Raw genomic sequence first — 17,269 nt, forward strand, 5'->3', positions numbered from 1 at the left:
ACTAGTGTTTTGAAATGGTTAAAAATGTTGTTATGTCATCAAAAGCAATCTCTAGCCCTTCACTTAGTGTAGGTACAATTTCTAGAGTATCTGCTAGTGTTTCTGCTTTAATATAGTCTGCATTTGCAGCTACCGTTTGAGCAATTGCCGGCTCATCTTGTAACTGTATGTGTATGCGATCTGTCACTTCAAATCCAGAGTCCTTACGCAGGTTCTGTATACGGTTAACCAATTCTCGTGCCACACCTTCTTTTTTAAGCTCATCACTTATAGTAACGTCTAACGCCACGGTCACTCCAGAATTACTCGCAACTAGCCAGCCTTCAATATCTTGCGATGTTATCTCAACGTCGCCGGCTTGCAAAATAGTATTTTCCCCATTAATTTCAACGGTTAATTCTCCATCTTGCTCAATTTTTGCGATATCCTCAGCTTGTAAAGAATTTATCTTGCTGGCAACCAGCTTCATATCTTTTCCAAAACGAGGTCCTAATACCTTAAAATTAGGCTTGATTTGCTTCACTAAGATCCCAGAATCGTCAGAAATGAGCTCAATCTCCTTGACGTTTACCTCAGATTTAATCAAATCTGCTACGGCTAGGATCTCATTTTTGTCATTTTCATTAAGCACAGGGATCATAATACGCTGTAAAGGTTGGCGTACTTTTATCTTCTCTTTTGCTCTTAATGAGAGTGTTAGTGAACTTACTATCTGTGCCTTTTGCATTTTGTGCTCAAGCGCAGTGTCTATATAAGCGGCATCGCTCACAGGGAATTCTGCGAGGTGTATGCTCTCAAAATCTTCTTTTCCAGTAGCAGCGTTGAGGTCTTTATAGAGTTTTTCCATAAAGAATGGTGCTACGGGAGCACTAAGCTTTGCTACCGTCTCAAGACAAGTGTATAATGTTTGGTATGCAGATATTTTATCGGTAGCATATTCACCTTTCCAGAAACGTCTTCTACTTAATCGTACAAACCAGTTAGACAGGTTTTCTTGTACAAAAGTGTCTATCGCCCTTGTTGCTTTGGTAGGCTCATATTCGGCATAAAACTTATCTACTTCTGCTATAAGACTGTGTAGTTCTGATAGTATCCATCTGTCTATTTCTGGACGTTGAGAAAGCTCTATTTCCGCTTCCGCGAAAGCGAAATTATCAAGATTTGCATACAGCGCAAAGAAGTTATACGTGTTGTAAAGTGTTCCAAAGAACTTACGTTTTACTTCTTCTATTCCTTCCAAATCAAACTTGAGGTTATCCCAAGGGTTTGCGTTAGAAATCATATACCAGCGCGTTGCATCTGGCCCGTATTTTTCTAGGGTCTCAAAAGGATCTGTTGCATTACCAAGACGCTTAGACATCTTCTGCCCATTCTTGTCAAGTACAAGTCCGTTAGAAACTACATTTTTATATGCTACATCGTCAAAGATCATCGTTGCAATCGCGTGTAGTGTGTAAAACCATCCACGAGTTTGGTCTACACCTTCGGCTATAAAATCTGCTTTACGCCAAGTGTCTTCTACGAGTTCTTTATTTTCAAAAGGGTAGTGCCATTGTGCATACGGCATAGATCCAGAGTCAAACCATACATCTATAAGGTCTGCCTCACGTGTCATAGGCTGCCCGCTGTCTGAGACTAGCGTAATTTTATCTACAATGTTTTTATGGAGATCTACAAGCTCGTAATTTTCCTCACTCATATCGCCCACTTTAAATCCTTCAAAAGGATCTGCATCCATCACACCTTTATCAAGTGCTTTTTGGATTTCGGCTTTAAGTTCGGCTATAGATCCTATGAGTATTTCTTCTTTTCCATCTTCGGTACGCCATATAGGAAGCGGTATTCCCCAGAAACGGCTACGTGATAAATTCCAGTCGTTTGCATTTGCAAGCCAGTTTCCAAAACGTCCTTCACCTGTAGACTTAGGTTTCCAGTTTACGCCAAGGTTAAGCTCGTGCATACGATCTTTAAAATCGGTCACTTTTATAAACCAAGAATCGAGCGGGTAGTAAAGTACCGGCTTATCTGTACGCCAGCAATGTGGGTAACTGTGCACGTACTTCTCAACCTTAAAGGCTTTGTTTTCTTCTTTTAAGCGTATCGCAAGTTCCACGTCCATAGAACGTTCTGGAGCCTCACCATCTGCATAATATTCATTCTTGATGTACTTGTTTCCAAACTCTTTGAGCTCAGGGCGAAATTTACCCTGAAGATCCACAAGCGGCACAAGATTACCATCTTCATTTTTAATAAGAAGTGGCGGAATTTCTGGTGAAGCTAGTTTTGCAACCAAAGCATCATCTGCACCAAAAGTAGGTGCTGTGTGTACGATACCTGTTCCATCTTCTGTAGTTACAAAGTCTCCCGCAATTACGCGGAAAGCATCTTGAGGATTATCATTAGGCTGTACAAAGTCAAATAGTTGCTCGTAGCGAAGTTCAAGAAGGTCTGCTCCTTTAAATTCTCTAGCTACGTAGTATGGTATTTTTTTATCTCCAGCATTATATGCGTCCAGTTCTTCTTTCGCGGAAGCGGAAACAAATTTCTTATCAAACTGCTTAGAGATTAAATTCTTAGCAAGGATAACTTTTACTGGCTCAAATGTGTACTGGTTAAATGTCTCAACGAGTACATAATCTATCTTCTTCCCTACGGTAAGTGCCGTGTTTGAAGGTAGTGTCCAAGGAGTCGTCGTCCAGGCGATAAAGTAAGTATTCCCGTCTGCAAGTTCTTTTGCAAGTGGGTTTTCACCTTGATCTGTGATTTTAAATTGTGCAACCACCGTAGTATCTGTGACATCGCGGTAACAGCCAGGCTGGTTAAGTTCGTGAGAGCTTAATCCCGTTCCCGCCTTAGGAGAATACGGCTGGATGGTGTACCCTTTGTACAGTAAATCTTTGTTATAGATTTGCTTAAGTAGCCACCATACGGTTTCCATATACTTAGCCTTGTAGGTGATGTATGGATCTTCCATATCTACCCAGTAGCCCATTTTTTCGGTAAGGTCGTTCCAGATATCTGTGTAGCGCATCACGGCTTTTTTACAAGCTTCGTTATACTCTTCTACAGTGATTTTTGTGCCGATATCTTCTTTGGTAATACCAAGTTCTTTTTCAACACCAAGTTCTACAGGAAGTCCGTGCGTATCCCATCCCGCTTTACGCTTAACTTGAAAGCCTTTCATCGTTTTGTAACGAGGAAAAATATCTTTAATCGCACGTGCTAGTACGTGGTGTACACCCGGTAGTCCATTTGCCGAAGGTGGTCCTTCAAAAAACACATACGGTTTTGCTCCTTCTCGAGAAGTAACCGACTTCTCAAAAACGTCATTTTCTTTCCAGTAGGCAAGTACCTCGCTAGCGATGTTAGGAAGGTCTAATCCTTTATATTCAGTGAACTTAGCGCTCATTTTGTAGTCTTTAAATGTTGTGCGCGAATTTACGAGATTTTTAGGCAATAAAGAAGCGCCTCAAGATGATAACATCTTGAGGCGCTTCTTTGAAATTTATTAATAACTAAAGTTTATAAGCAAGCCCCAGTTGAAACACTGAAGCCTTGATTCCATCTCGATGATTTAAACCAAAGTAATAGCCTCCTTCAATTTCTATTTTGGAAGACAAATCATAACTACTTTGTATTATTAAATCAACGCCAAATGGTTCTTCGTCTATAAAAACTATAGGGCCTTCATTAGTGTCTCCATCATTATCATCTTTTGTAGATAGGAGGTAATTAACCTGAGGTCCAAAACCTAAACTTAGTTTATGCCAGATGTTATACTCTATGAAAAAGGGTATAAGTATACTAGTTTCACCTAAAACAGAACCATTAACATCCTCTCTAAAATTGTTGTCGTTAGAGTCAAAAATATTTTGGTTACTATAATTTATATCCACTTTAGTTCCCCAGAATGATAACAGCAAACCTGAGGAGAGTTCAACCTTATTAGAAAGAGGCACACTAACTCCTCCTCCAAAATAACCTCCAAGTACATAATCAAATACTAAAAAATCACTCTTTACAGATTGGAGTTTACTAGATGAATACTTAGAGTAGTTTGCTCCAGCTTTTAATTTATAGCTAATTATTTTTTGACCGTAGGATAACGCAGTAATAGAGCAACCTATAAAAAACATTACAATATTCTTTGTCATAAATATATTTTTCATTCTTTTAAATATAAACTTACATGTGTTTCCCAACTTCAAAACCGTGCTTTCCGAGGTATTGATTTCCAGAATCTATGGCATCTTCCTCTAGGGTAGTTCCCATCGAGTCGTTCCAGCGGTTGAGGTATCCAAATAGTGAAATCACTCCCAGCATTTCTACAATCTCACCTTCATCCCAGTATTTGTATAATTCTTCCTTGATTTTTGCATCTACGGCATTTGGTACTTGGCTTGCTGCTAGTGAGAAATCAAGCGCAGCACGCTCAGCATCAGAAAAGGCATCGTGTGTGCGATACTCCCAGATGTTATCTAGTTGCTCTTGCTCTGCTCCATAACGCTCTGCTGCACGTATAGCGTGCGCCTGGCAATAACGACATCCAGTAGCATTACTAGATACCCAAGCAATCATACGTTTTAAGGCAGAAGTCACTCGGCCTTGGTTTGCCATCACAGCTTTGTTAAGATTTATAAATGCGCGTGAGATATCAGGACGACGCTGCATTGTAAGTACCGAGTTGGGACAAAAGCCTAGTGTCTCATTAAAAAATAGGGCAAGTTCTTTGGTTGTTTCGTCGTGTTCGGCAGAGAGTGGTGTTACTAATGGCATCGTATATATTTTAAATTAATGTTCTTATTTACGCTTTCGCGAAAGCAATATAGGCATTTTATCTACCAATTTTGTACCTTCATATTTCAAGCAAAACAAACACATAAAATGGCTGGACATACAGTAACTACAATCTATAAACAAGGAATGCAATTTGAGACAGATAGCCCTACGGGTTATAAAGTACTCATAGATACTTCTCCAGAAAATGGAGGTAATAACGACGGGATGGGTCCTAAGGCAATGATGCTTTCTGGTCTTGCGGGATGTACTGGTCTTGATGTGGTATTTGTACTCAACAAGATGAGGGTAGATGTACCTAAATTTAAAATGGTCGTAAAAGGAGAACTCACAGAAGAGCACCCTAAAACATATCACACCGTATGGCTAGATTATCACTTTTATGGTGATGACTTAAATGAAGAAAAAATCCAAAAAGCAGTAACACTCTCTGAAGAGCAATACTGTGGGGTTATGGAAATGTTTAGAAAATTTGCCGATTTGAAAATAGGCGTACACTATCACGCACTTTCTGAATTAAATGAAGGGAGCGAAAACTAGAACAATGAAAAAACTATTGAGTTTCCTTTGTATACTTCCTTTACTAGCAACTGCTCAGGATTCAAAAACTTTTACTAGAGATAAGGAATTTTACATACGCGGCAACACTGCCGTGGTGGGTAATAATATACTTAGCAAAGACTCAGAAAAACCATTTAATGATCTCGAAAAAATAAATGATGAGTTCAAAATGCGCTATGTGGACATTGATAATGATCAAAGCACATGGAGTTCAAGCAGCGCCCACTTATCGTTGAAAGAAGGAGTAAAGGTTGTGTATGCTGGATTGTATTGGTCGGGAACTTATCATGGTGAGCGTAGTGGTAAACGTCTCAAAGATGGCCAGGTTTACCATAAAAAACTAGACGATCGTGCTCACGATATAAGAGCCGTAAAATTAAAATTACCGGGTGGAACGTATGAGAATATCCAAGGCTCACTCATTTATGATGGCGAGGATGCGACACATAATTCTGTAAGCTCTCGAGCGCCTTATGCTTGTATGGCAGACGTTACGTCATTAGTACAAGGTGCTATTAATGGTCAAGTGACTGTAGCAAATGTAAGTGCAACCCAAGGGGAGATAATAGGAGGAAGTTCTGCTGGGTGGTTACTCTATGTCGTTTATGAAGATGAGACAGAACCATTACAATATGTGACTACCTTTCACGGATTTGAATTTGTAAATAAAAAAGCCGTCGAAGTCGACTTTGGTAACTTTCAATCTTCAGAAAAGGGAGAGTTAGCAACAGCGATTACCATAGGCGCTTTAGAAGGTGATGGGACTTTAGGTCGTGATGAGATTGGCATTTTTGACCCTAAGACGAAGGTTTTTGTAACGTTAGACAATAGTGTGAGAGCATCAAGTAATTTCTTTAATAGCACGATAACTATTAATGACAAGAGAGCCACAAATAGAATTCCTAATAGTTTAAACACACTAGGTTTTGACCTTGCGAAAATTAAAATCCCTACAGCTCAGAACACAATTATAGCCAATAGTACAGGGGGAGTAAAAATGAGATTTAAGACAAGATCAGATCGGTTTTTCTTATTCTTTACTGCATTTCAAACAACTATAAGTGAACGTTTTTACAAAGAAAAAAATAACATTGTTGCCAATGTTACTTCTAGTGAGCAATTGGTAACAGCGCAACCACCCAAGAAGGTGATTACAAATCAGCAAGTTGCTATTGCAGCGCCACCAGCTCCAGAGGATCCTAAGCCAATATATGTTGCCCCAGAAGTTGTAAATAAAGAGCTTGCTTCGCTACTGGAAAAGCCATCGCTTAAGGTTGAAAATATTGGAGCGGGATACTATATAGTAACTAACGTATTTTCAAATGCTACAAATGCAGAAAACTGGATGAGTGTTCTTACTGATAAAGGTCTCGAACCTCAAATGTTTTTTCGTCCAGATAACAACTACTTTTATGTGTTTGTAGATGCTGGAATGAATGCTTCTGCTCTTTATGAAAAATTAGAAGAAGTAAGAACAATGCCCGACTTAAAAGAAGCATGGATGCTCAAAATTAACCTTGATTAATGCGCTGGACTTTAAAACCAAAACCAGAAGCACAAAAAGTAGCAAAACTAGCACAAGAGCTGGGAGTAGAAGCTCCTATTGCAACACTCCTTATACAGCGAGATATTGACACGTTTGAGAAAGCAAAAAACTTTTTTAGACCCTCGCTAGATGCTTTGCACGATCCATTCCTGATGAAAGATATGGATAAAGCTGTAGCTCGTATCGAGCAGGCAATAGCTCAAGGCGAAAACATCCTAGTCTTTGGTGATTATGATGTAGATGGTACCACGAGTGTTGCCTTAATGAGTTCTTATCTCGATACCATTCATCCGCAGGTGGCAACCTATATTCCAGATCGCTATGCAGAGGGTTATGGTGTTTCTTATATGGGAATAGACTTTGCTGCAGATAATGATATGACACTCATTATCGCACTAGATTGTGGTGTGAAAGCGATTGAGAAAGTGGCTTATGCAAAAGAAAAAGGAATCGACTTTATTATTTGTGATCACCACAGACCCGGTGATCAGCTGCCAGATGCGGTTGCTATTTTAGACCCAAAAAGAGAAGATTGCTCGTATCCTTATGATGAGTTATGCGGTTGTGGTGTAGGTTTTAAATTAATAAGTGCAATTGCGCTTTCGCGAAAGCAAAACTTTGAAGAGCTTCTTCCTTACCTAGATCTTGTTGCCACCGCAATAGGCGCAGATATTGTACCTATCACAGGAGAAAACAGAATACTTGCCTATCACGGACTTAATGTGATAAACCAAGCACCTCGAGCAGGTTTTGAAGCCATTATAAAGCAAGTCAAAAAGGAAACCCTTACCATCACAGATGTTGTTTTTATCATAGGCCCACGTATAAATGCTGCGGGAAGAATGGTACACGGTAACCACGCGGTGACCTTATTACGAGAGACAGACCTAGAGACAGCAACCAAGTTTGCATCAGAGATAGAGCAATATAACTCCGACCGAAAGGAAGCAGATAAGAGTATTACTCAGCAAGCTCTAGATCAAATTATAGAGAATCAAGAGGAGGGAAATAAAACCACCGTTGTTTTTCAAGAAGACTGGCATAAAGGGGTGATAGGGATTGTGGCTTCTAGACTTATTGAGACATATTACAGACCTACGCTTGTTTTTACAAGAAGTGGTGATAAGTATGCAGCCTCTGCTAGATCTGTAAAAGGTTTTGATGTATATAATGCCCTACACGAGTGTGCGGAGCATATAGAGCAGTTTGGTGGACATAAGTATGCTGCAGGACTTACTTTGTTACCAGAGCAATATGAGGCTTTTAAAGCAAAGTTTGAGGAGGTGGTTGCCGCTAGTTGCGATGAGCGCTTGCTAGTGCCAGAAATTTCTATAGACAGTGAGATAAACCTCGTAGATATTACGCCTAAGTTTCACCGTATTATAAAGCAGTTTGCACCGTTTGGGCCACGTAATATGTCACCTACGTTTATGACTAAAAACTTGACAGATACGGGTTATGGTAAAAAAGTAGGAGCAGATCAAACACATCTTAAAGCGGCTGTTGTTCAAAACAGCAGAGGTTCACAGATAGGGTGTATAGGTTTTAATCTAGGCGATAAGTATGATTTAATTACAAATAAAAAGCCATTTATGGCAGCCTACGCTATAGATGAAAATGAGTGGAATGGTAATGTGAGTTTGCAGTTGCGATTAAAAGATATCAAAGCTTGAGTTCAAGTTTTTCATTTGATAAGGAATAATTAATCTGCGCGCATAATTGTTAAAATAAAAGAGCTTGTCTATGCCTTGTCCAGTTTAGGAGATTTTCTTGCTTCATTTAGACTATTATTCGACAAATATGTTAAAAATTTGTGATATGGATTGTGTTTTCTTAAATTTATGTTAACACTTAACATAAATACACCTCTATGGCAACCACAAAAAAATCAAACAATGAGATATACGAAATCATTGAAGTAGCATTAGTGACCTTTTGTTTGGCCATAGTAATGATTGTATTTTATCAATACAATGATTCAAATGCTATTGAAGATGCTCACTCATCTTTTGCAATTTCTATGGATACTTGGGATAAGCAAATAACGAGTACAATAAATAATTAAAAGGCTCCATATCTTTTAAAAAGTAAAAATCCCTTCAATTGAAGGGATTTTTACTTTTTAAGTTTTATTTCAAAAAATCCAAGATTAACTTGACAACCTCCTCTGGTTTTTCTTCTTGAATAAAGTGCTTGGCTTCTAGTAGGTGTATATTTTCTTCTTTTATATTTAGAGACGATTGTAGTTGATTTTTTTGAGGTTCTATGAGTAAAAAGGTGTCTTCTTTTCCCCAAATCACTGCGGTTGGTATATCAAGACCTTTAGTGAGTGAGGTGTAATCTGGTAAGGTGTTGCAAGTTTGTGTAAAGAAGTAATACATCCCTCTTGTTTTCCCTTCTCGCAATGGGGTTTTATAACCTGATACGTCTATCTCGTTGAGGTTGTTTTGTAACATTCCAGATTTAAATAAATTTTTGAGCATCACATTTGTGGTAATGCCATTACGGTAACCCCACATAGCCGTGCGAGCCATAAACCCTTCCTTAAATCGTACGGGAGGATCAAAACCTTCTTCATAAATAATGGTATTGAGAAGTATGAGGTTATTGATGCGCTGTGGTTGTTTTTTTAGCAACTCCCACGTCCATAGTCCGCCGGCGTCGTGCATCACGTGAGACCAGGTTGTGATATTGAGACTATCTAGCAACTCTAGTAATCGTTGTGCGTGATTTTCTTCAGAATAGATGTCGTAGCCTTTTGGGTTGTCACTGCTTCCGTAACCCAGCATATCTGGAACAATCACTCGGTAGCCGTTATTTACAAGTGGGTCTATCATTTTTCGATAAAGCCAGCCAGATGTAGGTACGCCGTGTAAGAGCACAATCACTTTATCGCTTTTACCCTTGTCTATATAAGCGATAGCGCCATCACTAGTGTTGAAAGTTTTCTGATTTTGGCGAAAGCCATCATACGTTATTTGCCCTTTACGAGCAGTGGTAGATTGGTATGGTTTGCAAGAAAAAAGTGCAATCGCACAGAGAGTAAGAACTAGAAATCGCATCAAAAAGTTTTTCTAAAGATAGCGAAGTCTACTATGAAATCGATTTTGAGGCTTTATTTCTTGAGAAACTCCTCGAGTTTAAAGCCATTCTCATCATACACTCCATAGGTGTAGTGCGCAATCCAGTCACCTATATTGTAATAGGTGCTGTTTTCTCCCACTTGTATGGTCATAGGTAAGTGACGGTGCCCAAAAACAAAATAATCATAGTGAGCAGTCTCAAGTTTGCGCTTTGCATAAGCTGCAAGCCACTCATTTTCTTCTCCAAGAAACACGTGATCATCATCACCAGAGATGAGCTTGTTTTTTACAGACATATACTGAGCAATTTTCATACCAATATCTGGATGTCCCCAGCGAAATAACCACTGAAAAAACTTACCACGGAAGACTTTCTTCATACGCTTATAGCCATTATCTCCAGGACCTAAGCCGTCTCCGTGACCTAAAAAGAACTTCTTATCATCTATAGTAAACACTTTAGGGTCGTGATATACGGGAATGCCCAGCTCTTCTTCAAAATAGCCGTTCATCCATAGGTCGTGATTCCCTACAAAAAAATAAATCTCGATGCCCTCATCACGCATCTCGGCAAGTTTGCCTAGTGTGCGCACAAAACCTTTAGGAACTACAGTTTTATACTCAAACCAAAAGTCAAAAAGATCACCCATTAAGAAAATAGCCTGTGCATCCTTGCGAGCCATCTCTAGCCACTGCAAGAATATGCGCTCTCTCGGTCTACTTTCCTCCATAGTGGGAGCACCCAAGTGGTTATCACTTGAGAAGTATATTTTCTTTCCTTTTGGGAGGTTAATAGTCATCTAGAGTTGATCTGCCGCGTGCCACTCTGCATAGCTTGTTGCTGTTTCAGAAAGGCGTAGTGAGTGTAATTTTATTGTATCTGGTAAAAATGATTGAATTTTTGCAGCAAAGTCTATCACCATCATCTCACTCGTAGGCTGGTAATCTACAAGTAGTACATCGTGACCACGATCAGATAGTTCTTTTGCAAGCTCTACGTGTGGTGTGTTTTTATTAAAAACGGTAGCGTGATCAAAAACGTTTACAATCTCTCTATTTACAATTTTCTTTAAGTCACCAAAGTCGATAACCATTCCCAGCTTTGCGTTGCCCATATCTGTAATAGGTTCTCCTATTACGGTAACGCTAAGTTTGTAACTGTGCCCGTGTACATTCTTGCACTTGCCATCATAGCCATAAAGCGCGTGACCTGTCTCAAAGGTAAACTGTTTTGTAATTCTAATTTTTGACATACTGTATTATTGGTTTTCGCTTTCGCGAAAATTGAAACCTATACGACTTAACGTCTGTTTCTAAATTTGTTGTACAAAACTACGATAATCAATACAAGTCCCAAGATGAGGAACAAACCGTTACCGCTTAAAAAGCTCATAATGTCCATAGTTAGCTGTTTTTGATACTAATTTTAATTTTGATACTTGAATTTTTTGCCTCCATCTTGCACTTCAATTTTGGCAATACTGTCCATTGAAATTTCTCTATTGAGACCTTGAATGAACCTAGAACGCGCACCTTTGAGAATGTTATTTTCAATAATCACAGTGTCAAAGTACATGTGATATTTTTTGCCGTTTACATGAGTTACTCTCATTTCAATAGATGGAGAATTTCTTAAATAAGAAGTGCTACCATTTTTATCTTTAACTATAAGACCTTCTACATTATTTGCAGCATAAGATATTGTTCCTAGTGAAAGAGGATTGTTTACACGAACATCTTTCATAGAAGACGAATTTGATTCCATCAATTGTTCCTTAAAACTATCAATGGGTATTGTATAGGATTTACAGGAAAAAAAAACTATTGTTATAATGAACAGTAGAGTTCGTCTTGTGATTTTTGAAGTTATCATTATTATTTCAATTTAGTATCCCACAACCTTTCTAACTCTTTCTATCACTCCATTTGCGACCTTGGTGGCTTTTTCTGCTCCTACTTTTAATGCAGCATCTATCTCGTTGAGGTTATCCATATAGTACGCATACTTCTCACGTTGCGCAGCATACTTCTCTATGATTACCTCATATACAGCTTGCTTTGCGTGACCGTAGCCAAAATCTGTACGTTTATAATTTTCGCGTAAGCGGTCTACTTGTTCTGGAGTTGCTAGTAATTTATAAAGGTTAAACACATTACAGCCCTCAGTTTCCATAGGTTCCTCCATAGGAGTACTGTCTGTTTTTATCCCCATAATTTGCTTACGTAGCTTCTTGTCTGGTAAAAAGATATTAATAATATTACCTTTAGACTTAGACATCTTTGCGCCGTCTGTACCTGGTATATACATTGTCTCCTCATTGTGACTTGCTTCTGGTAGTACAAAAACTTCTGTTTTTGTAGCTGCGTGGAAACGGCTTGCCACGTCGCGCGTCATCTCAATATGCTGCGCTTGATCTTTACCCACGGGTACAACCTCTGCATCATACAGCAAGATATCTGCCGCCATAAGCATAGGGTAGGTAAATAAACCTGCGTTTACATCTTCTAGACGGTCTGCTTTATCCTTAAAACTGTGAGCAAGTGTAAGTCGCTGGTACGGGAAGAAACAACTCAAATACCAAGTAAGCTCTGCCGTTTGTGGTACGTCACTCTGTCTGTAAAAAACCGTTTTATTAATGTCAAGACCAAAGGCCAGCCATGTAGCTGCTGTACTGTAGGTGTTGTGACGTAGCTGTGCTCCATCTTTTATTTGCGTGAGCGAGTGCATATCTGCAATAAAGAGAAAAGACTCATTTGCAGGGTTATTTGCCATCTCAATTGCTGGTATAATAGCTCCTAGTAAATTTCCTAAGTGTGGTGTGCCTGTACTTTGCACTCCGGTAAGTATTCTTGACATAAAATTTGAGTAAAAAGCAAAGTTAACTTTTTCTGTTCATTGCATAGGCTGAATTACCTATTTTTGGAAGAATGCACATATTAAGAAAAATAGCGGTCGCACTTTGGAAAGTATGGTTTTACTTTTTAATGCTTGTGGTCATTCTCATATTATCTCCATTACTTATTATAAGTATCCTCAAGGAGACCTGGTATGGTATGTTTTTTAGACTTGCTCAAATATGGGCACGCACAATTATGATGCTTATGGGATTATTTCCAAAAGTGACTCGTGAAGAAAAGTTTGTACGTGGCAAAGGATATATGCTGGTGAGTAACCACACCTCTATGATGGATATCTTGCTTATGTTGCACCTTGCAAAAAGTCCTTTTGTGTTTGTAGGAAAGGCAGAACTTGCAAAGCTCCCGCTTTTTGGGTTTTTCTATAAACGTACGTGTATTCTTGTAGATAGAGGTAACGCGCGTAGCCGCAAGCAGGTTTTTGATCAAGCACAGCGCAGGCTCAGTCAGGGGTTTAGTATCTGTATTTTTCCAGAAGGTGGCGTGCCAGATGATACTTCTATCGTGCTAGACACTTTTAAGGATGGTGCTTTTAGACTTGCTATAGATCATAAGTTGCCTATTGTTCCTATGACGTTTTATGACAATAAGAAGAGATTTCCTTATTCATTCTTTGAAGGTGAGCCAGGTGTGATGCGTGCAAAAGTACATTCATTTATACCTACAGAAGGAATGACTCAAGACGATAAAAAGCCGCTTAGGGAGCAAACAAGAGCTATAATTTTAGAAGAATTGAAAGGGGTTTAAGTACGCTTTCGCGAAAGCGTAATAACCACCATAAAAAATAAAAGGCTCCGTAACCAGCGGAGCCTTTCTTGTTATCATTGCAAGCGCAACGATTACCTAACCAACTAAAAAACTAACCTAATACCAAGTAAACTACACTTGGCATAGCTTCTTTACTAGAACTTATAACTTACACCTGTATACACACCTATGTAATACGGCTGAAAGTCTACCACTGTATTATCAAAACTATTGAGTTGATATTTAAGTGATGGTTCTATATTAAATATGATTTTTTTTGTGAATTTATAATCTAATCCTACACCTAGATTTGTTGTGAAGCTTAGATCATTTACACCATTTGCAGTACCCAAACTTGTGTTGAGTTCTGATGATTTTAAGATAACATTATTGTCATTGAGAAAGAGTGTGCTTACCCCACCTATGAGCGATAGCCCAACGCGTTTATCTGAAATTACATAAATAGCTTCTAGCGGTACTTCTACGTAGCTTAGTTGCTGTTGTAAGGAGCCGTTAGAAGTTGCACCTATTCTTGATATAGCATTATCTGCAGTAAAACTATGTTGAGTAGCCGGATTGTCTAAAATGGCTAGTGCTTTTACATTGTCATTAAATGAAATTCCTCGTACACTGCGTCCTAATCCATTAGTTGAAAATGATACTTCATTAGTATTATAACTTAAGTCCACATTGCTTACTCCAGTACGTATTTTAAATTTTGGACTTATGGCATAGCTTACTTGAACCCCGTAACTTAAATTCACATCACCAGATTTATCATTATCTGCAAACTGTTTGTCTAATCCAGAACCTCCAAAATCGCCGTAATAGACGGGAGCAGCTACGGCACCAATATCCCAGCGCTTCATGGTAGTGTTATCAACTACTTGAGCAAGCTCTTCCTGTTGCAAGGTTTCTATTTTCTGAGCTTCGTTGATGAGGTTTTTGTTGTTATTAGTATTCTCGTCTAGTGTGTTTGTTTGAGCAATCGCATTAGTGCTTTTTTGTATGGATTCATTATTATCAACTTCAGGTTTTTCTATATAAAGCTGGCTATTTGAATTTGCTGTGCTTGGTTGAGGTAAATGTGCTTGATGAGCAATTTCCTCACTATTTGTTTGTTCTTTTGTAACTTTTGATTTGTTTGGACTGCTTTGATGTGCATTTTCAGGTCCATTCTTGTTTCCTCTAGACGCCAGGGAAGTATTTTTTGAATTTCTTGGCCTCGTATTGCTTTTTTTACTCGAAGTAGTCTGAGAGTAGTTAGGAGTCACAAGCTTATTACCTTCTTCATTATTTTTTGTTACTTGAGTAACGCCAGAGCCTGTGGTTTTATCCTCTTGTGAAACGTTGTTTTTATTATCGATGCTTGGTACATCTACAATCTGGATATTATCTTGATTGTCAGTATTAAAAAATAAGCTACCTATACCAAAAAGTAATAGGAATGCCGCAGCAAGACCACCTAACTTCCACCAGAATGGGATTATCTTTTTATCTTCCTTTTCTTCTTGTGCTGCAAGAATATTATTCCACACACGATCACTAGGGTGCGATTCAAAATCTTTGAATTTCTCTTGAAATAATCTATCTATATTCTTCTTCTCCTTCATTATTGTATGTGAGATTTGCTTTTGGGGTTAAACTGGCTCATCTCAATTTTTTCTTTTAATATTCCTCGGGCGCGTGCAAGGTTTGATTTTGAGGTGCCCTGAGAAATTGCAAGCAATGTTGATATTTCTTTGTGTGAGTGCCCATCCATCACATATAGGTTAAAAACCATTCTGTATCTATCTGGGAGCTCTTGTATAATCTTAAGTAAGAAATCAAGAGGAATACTTTCTTCTTCTATCTCAACTTCTACTTCTTTTATGTTCTCTTCGTTAACTAGATTAAAAACACCTGGTTTTCGATAGCGCTGTAAGGCCGTATTTATAGCTATTCTTTTAAGCCATCCCTCAAAAGAACCTTTATTCTTATACTGATTTACTTTGTCAAAGATGGTTATAAAGGCATCTTGCAGAATATCTTCTGCTTCTGCATAATTAGGAGCATACTTTAAGCATACAGAAAACAAAACGCTAGCGTAGCGATTGTATAATTCTGCTTGAGCTTTAGGTAGCTTCTTCTTGCAGTTCTTTATTAGTTGGTCTTGACTCAACCGTTGGTTCGTTTTTAAATTCTTATTCTAAAATAAGAACAGATATCAACTATAAAATTTGCTTATGCAAGCTTTTGATATCTAAGATGGATGTTTACGTATATTATATGCCTTAATTTTTATTTAGTTAACTCTTTACAGATGCTTAAATAATAAAAAGGTTGCGTTTAAAATACAAAAACCTCCGATAAAGGAGGTTTTTATTATCAATATGATATAATTGCTTACTCGTTAGATAACTTGATTGCTTCATGAATTTTCGTTTCTAGCTCGTCCATAAGATCTGGGTTATCTAGTAACAATGCCTTTACAGCATCTCTTCCTTGCCCTAGCTTAGTATCTTGATAGCTAAACCATGATCCAGCTTTCTTTACAATCTCATAGTTGACACCTATATCTATAATCTCTCCTACTTTTGATACTCCTTCACCATACATAATATCAAATTCTGCCATGCGGAACGGTGGTGCAACTTTGTTTTTTACAACTTTAACTCGAGTTTTGTTACCTATCACGTTTGCATTACTATCCTTGATCTGTGTAGAACGACGTATGTCTAAACGTACAGAAGCATAAAACTTAAGAGCATTACCACCTGTTGTAGTCTCTGGGTTTCCAAACATTACTCCAATCTTCTCGCGGAGTTGGTTAATGAAGATCACTGTACAGTTAGTCTTGCTTATAGACCCAGTAAGTTTACGAAGCGCTTGAGACATTAAACGAGCGTGAAGTCCCATTTTTGAGTCTCCCATCTCGCCTTCTATCTCACTTTTAGGAGTAAGTGCTGCAACCGAATCGACTACAACAATATCAATAGCTCCCGAGCGTATAAGATTGTCTGCAATTTCTAGTGCTTGCTCACCGTTATCTGGTTGTGATATGATTAAGTTGTCAATATCTACTCCTAGCTTTTCTGCATAAAAACGGTCAAAAGCGTGCTCTGCGTCAATAAACGCAGCAATACCTCCAGCTTTTTGTGCTTGAGCTATGGCATGTAGCGTTAAGGTTGTTTTACCAGAAGATTCTGGGCCATAAATTTCAATAACACGACCTCTAGGATATCCTCCTACACCTAAAGCAACATCTAGCCCTAGAGAACCTGTTGGTATGGACTCTACATCCACGATAGCTTGATCTCCCATCTTCATCACGGCTCCCTTACCGTAAGTCTTGTCTAGCTTATCTAGGGTGAGTTTAAGGGCTTTTAATTTTGCATCTTTTTCACTACTCATATCTTCAGTTTTGTATTGTAAATTTAATTGTTAAATAATGGGTAAACAAGGTGTGCTTTCGCGAAAGCGTAAAAATTTTAACATAATTCTTATCGATGTAGACGCAACCAATTAATTATTATTGCATCTTAGCAACGAGATTAAGTCTAACGCACACCAAACACATTATTCCCGACGTTTTGTCAAAGATACTAAAATTTGGAATCTTTACTAAAATTAGGAAGGC

The 17,269-nt window shown here is 38.4% G+C and carries 16 protein-coding genes; 5 read left to right on the forward strand and 11 right to left on the reverse strand.

From position 1 onward, the window contains the following. Position 1: 1 nt before the first annotated feature. The 3 genes from ileS to SJY23_RS05315 form a co-directional block, all read right to left on the reverse strand. Positions 2 to 3,409: an isoleucine--tRNA ligase gene (gene ileS / locus SJY23_RS05305; protein WP_396597725.1), complete on the reverse strand. Its 3,408-nt coding sequence runs from the start codon at positions 3,407 to 3,409 to the stop codon at positions 2 to 4. Positions 3,410 to 3,515: 106 nt separating this feature from the next. Next, the gene (locus SJY23_RS05310; protein ID WP_339845977.1) at positions 3,516 to 4,154 is read right to left on the reverse strand and encodes an outer membrane beta-barrel protein; all 639 of its coding nucleotides are present in this window, start codon (positions 4,152 to 4,154) and stop codon (positions 3,516 to 3,518) included. 31 nt (positions 4,155 to 4,185) lie between these two features. After that, positions 4,186 to 4,776 carry a carboxymuconolactone decarboxylase family protein gene (locus SJY23_RS05315; RefSeq protein ID WP_396597726.1) on the reverse strand — a complete coding sequence of 197 codons (591 nt, stop codon included), beginning with the start codon at positions 4,774 to 4,776 and terminating at the stop codon, positions 4,186 to 4,188. Positions 4,777 to 4,884: 108 nt separating this feature from the next. Between SJY23_RS05315 and SJY23_RS05320 the strand changes: the two genes are divergently transcribed. The 4 genes from SJY23_RS05320 to SJY23_RS05335 all read left to right on the forward strand — a co-directional run bounded on the left by SJY23_RS05320 (position 4,885) and on the right by SJY23_RS05335 (position 8,969). After that, positions 4,885 to 5,337, forward strand: coding sequence for an OsmC family protein (locus tag SJY23_RS05320; protein WP_396598105.1), 453 nt, complete (start codon positions 4,885 to 4,887; stop codon positions 5,335 to 5,337). Between the two features lie 4 nt (positions 5,338 to 5,341). Beyond that, the gene (locus tag SJY23_RS05325) at positions 5,342 to 6,883 is read left to right on the forward strand and encodes an SPOR domain-containing protein (protein WP_396597727.1); all 1,542 of its coding nucleotides are present in this window, start codon (positions 5,342 to 5,344) and stop codon (positions 6,881 to 6,883) included. Beyond that, complete coding sequence (gene recJ / locus SJY23_RS05330) at positions 6,883 to 8,577, forward strand: single-stranded-DNA-specific exonuclease RecJ (protein WP_396597728.1); 1,695 nt, start codon at positions 6,883 to 6,885, stop codon at positions 8,575 to 8,577. The genes SJY23_RS05325 and recJ overlap by 1 nt, the downstream gene beginning before the upstream one ends. Positions 8,578 to 8,774: 197 nt before the next feature. After that, positions 8,775 to 8,969: a hypothetical protein gene (locus SJY23_RS05335; RefSeq protein ID WP_396597729.1), complete on the forward strand. Its 195-nt coding sequence runs from the start codon at positions 8,775 to 8,777 to the stop codon at positions 8,967 to 8,969. A gap of 64 nt (positions 8,970 to 9,033) precedes the next feature. Here the strand turns inward: SJY23_RS05335 and SJY23_RS05340 are convergent, their stop codons facing one another. The 5 genes from SJY23_RS05340 to trpS all read right to left on the reverse strand — a co-directional run bounded on the left by SJY23_RS05340 (position 9,034) and on the right by trpS (position 12,844). Then, positions 9,034 to 9,966 (reverse strand): alpha/beta fold hydrolase, encoded by a 933-nt coding sequence (locus tag SJY23_RS05340; protein WP_396597730.1) that lies wholly within the window; start codon positions 9,964 to 9,966, stop codon positions 9,034 to 9,036. A gap of 53 nt (positions 9,967 to 10,019) precedes the next feature. Further along, positions 10,020 to 10,781 (reverse strand): UDP-2,3-diacylglucosamine diphosphatase, encoded by a 762-nt coding sequence (locus tag SJY23_RS05345; protein ID WP_035328878.1) that lies wholly within the window; start codon positions 10,779 to 10,781, stop codon positions 10,020 to 10,022. A gap of 6 nt (positions 10,782 to 10,787) precedes the next feature. Beyond that, on the reverse strand, positions 10,788 to 11,240 hold the full coding sequence (locus tag SJY23_RS05350) for a 6-carboxytetrahydropterin synthase (protein WP_035326104.1): 453 nt from the start codon (positions 11,238 to 11,240) through the stop codon (positions 10,788 to 10,790). Between the two features lie 173 nt (positions 11,241 to 11,413). Beyond that, on the reverse strand, positions 11,414 to 11,731 hold the full coding sequence (locus SJY23_RS05355) for a hypothetical protein (RefSeq protein WP_396597731.1): 318 nt from the start codon (positions 11,729 to 11,731) through the stop codon (positions 11,414 to 11,416). Positions 11,732 to 11,872: 141 nt separating this feature from the next. Next, the gene (gene trpS, locus SJY23_RS05360) at positions 11,873 to 12,844 is read right to left on the reverse strand and encodes a tryptophan--tRNA ligase (protein WP_396597732.1); all 972 of its coding nucleotides are present in this window, start codon (positions 12,842 to 12,844) and stop codon (positions 11,873 to 11,875) included. Positions 12,845 to 12,915: 71 nt separating this feature from the next. On the opposite strand from trpS, the gene SJY23_RS05365 reads away from it, so the two are divergent. After that, the gene (locus tag SJY23_RS05365; RefSeq protein WP_396597733.1) at positions 12,916 to 13,650 is read left to right on the forward strand and encodes a lysophospholipid acyltransferase family protein; all 735 of its coding nucleotides are present in this window, start codon (positions 12,916 to 12,918) and stop codon (positions 13,648 to 13,650) included. Positions 13,651 to 13,805: 155 nt separating this feature from the next. Here the strand turns inward: SJY23_RS05365 and SJY23_RS05370 are convergent, their stop codons facing one another. The 3 genes from SJY23_RS05370 to recA form a co-directional block, all read right to left on the reverse strand. Further along, on the reverse strand, positions 13,806 to 15,263 hold the full coding sequence (locus SJY23_RS05370) for a hypothetical protein (RefSeq protein WP_396597734.1): 1,458 nt from the start codon (positions 15,261 to 15,263) through the stop codon (positions 13,806 to 13,808). Beyond that, positions 15,263 to 15,811, reverse strand: a complete 549-nt coding sequence (locus SJY23_RS05375) for an RNA polymerase sigma factor (protein ID WP_035335000.1) — start codon at positions 15,809 to 15,811, stop codon at positions 15,263 to 15,265. The genes SJY23_RS05370 and SJY23_RS05375 overlap by 1 nt, the downstream gene beginning before the upstream one ends. Before the next feature lie 224 nt (positions 15,812 to 16,035). Then, positions 16,036 to 17,043 (reverse strand): recombinase RecA, encoded by a 1,008-nt coding sequence (recA, locus tag SJY23_RS05380; protein WP_396597735.1) that lies wholly within the window; start codon positions 17,041 to 17,043, stop codon positions 16,036 to 16,038. Positions 17,044 to 17,269: the final 226 nt, after the last annotated feature.

This window comes from Dokdonia sp. R86516 (assembly GCF_044596715.1).
In the GTDB taxonomy this organism is placed as follows: Bacteria; Bacteroidota; Bacteroidia; order Flavobacteriales; family Flavobacteriaceae; genus Dokdonia.

Bases quoted from the DNA above. Each gene is read 5' to 3' on its own strand.
- SJY23_RS05355 (WP_396597731.1), bottom strand. From the start codon at position 11,731: ATGAAAGATGTTCGTGTAAACAATCCTCTTTCACTAGGAACAATATCT.
- SJY23_RS05320 (WP_396598105.1), top strand. From the start codon at position 4,885: ATGGCTGGACATACAGTAACTACAATCTATAAACAAGGAATGCAATTT.
- SJY23_RS05370 (WP_396597734.1), bottom strand. From the start codon at position 15,263: ATGAAGGAGAAGAAGAATATAGATAGATTATTTCAAGAGAAATTCAAA.
- SJY23_RS05340 (WP_396597730.1), bottom strand. From the start codon at position 9,966: ATGCGATTTCTAGTTCTTACTCTCTGTGCGATTGCACTTTTTTCTTGC.
- recA (WP_396597735.1), bottom strand. From the start codon at position 17,043: ATGAGTAGTGAAAAAGATGCAAAATTAAAAGCCCTTAAACTCACCCTA.
- SJY23_RS05325 (WP_396597727.1), top strand. From the start codon at position 5,342: ATGAAAAAACTATTGAGTTTCCTTTGTATACTTCCTTTACTAGCAACT.
- SJY23_RS05310 (WP_339845977.1), bottom strand. From the start codon at position 4,154: ATGACAAAGAATATTGTAATGTTTTTTATAGGTTGCTCTATTACTGCG.
- SJY23_RS05315 (WP_396597726.1), bottom strand. From the start codon at position 4,776: ATGCCATTAGTAACACCACTCTCTGCCGAACACGACGAAACAACCAAA.
- SJY23_RS05365 (WP_396597733.1), top strand. From the start codon at position 12,916: ATGCACATATTAAGAAAAATAGCGGTCGCACTTTGGAAAGTATGGTTT.
- ileS (WP_396597725.1), bottom strand. From the start codon at position 3,409: ATGAGCGCTAAGTTCACTGAATATAAAGGATTAGACCTTCCTAACATC.
- trpS (WP_396597732.1), bottom strand. From the start codon at position 12,844: ATGTCAAGAATACTTACCGGAGTGCAAAGTACAGGCACACCACACTTA.
- SJY23_RS05350 (WP_035326104.1), bottom strand. From the start codon at position 11,240: ATGTCAAAAATTAGAATTACAAAACAGTTTACCTTTGAGACAGGTCAC.
- recJ (WP_396597728.1), top strand. From the start codon at position 6,883: ATGCGCTGGACTTTAAAACCAAAACCAGAAGCACAAAAAGTAGCAAAA.
- SJY23_RS05335 (WP_396597729.1), top strand. From the start codon at position 8,775: ATGGCAACCACAAAAAAATCAAACAATGAGATATACGAAATCATTGAA.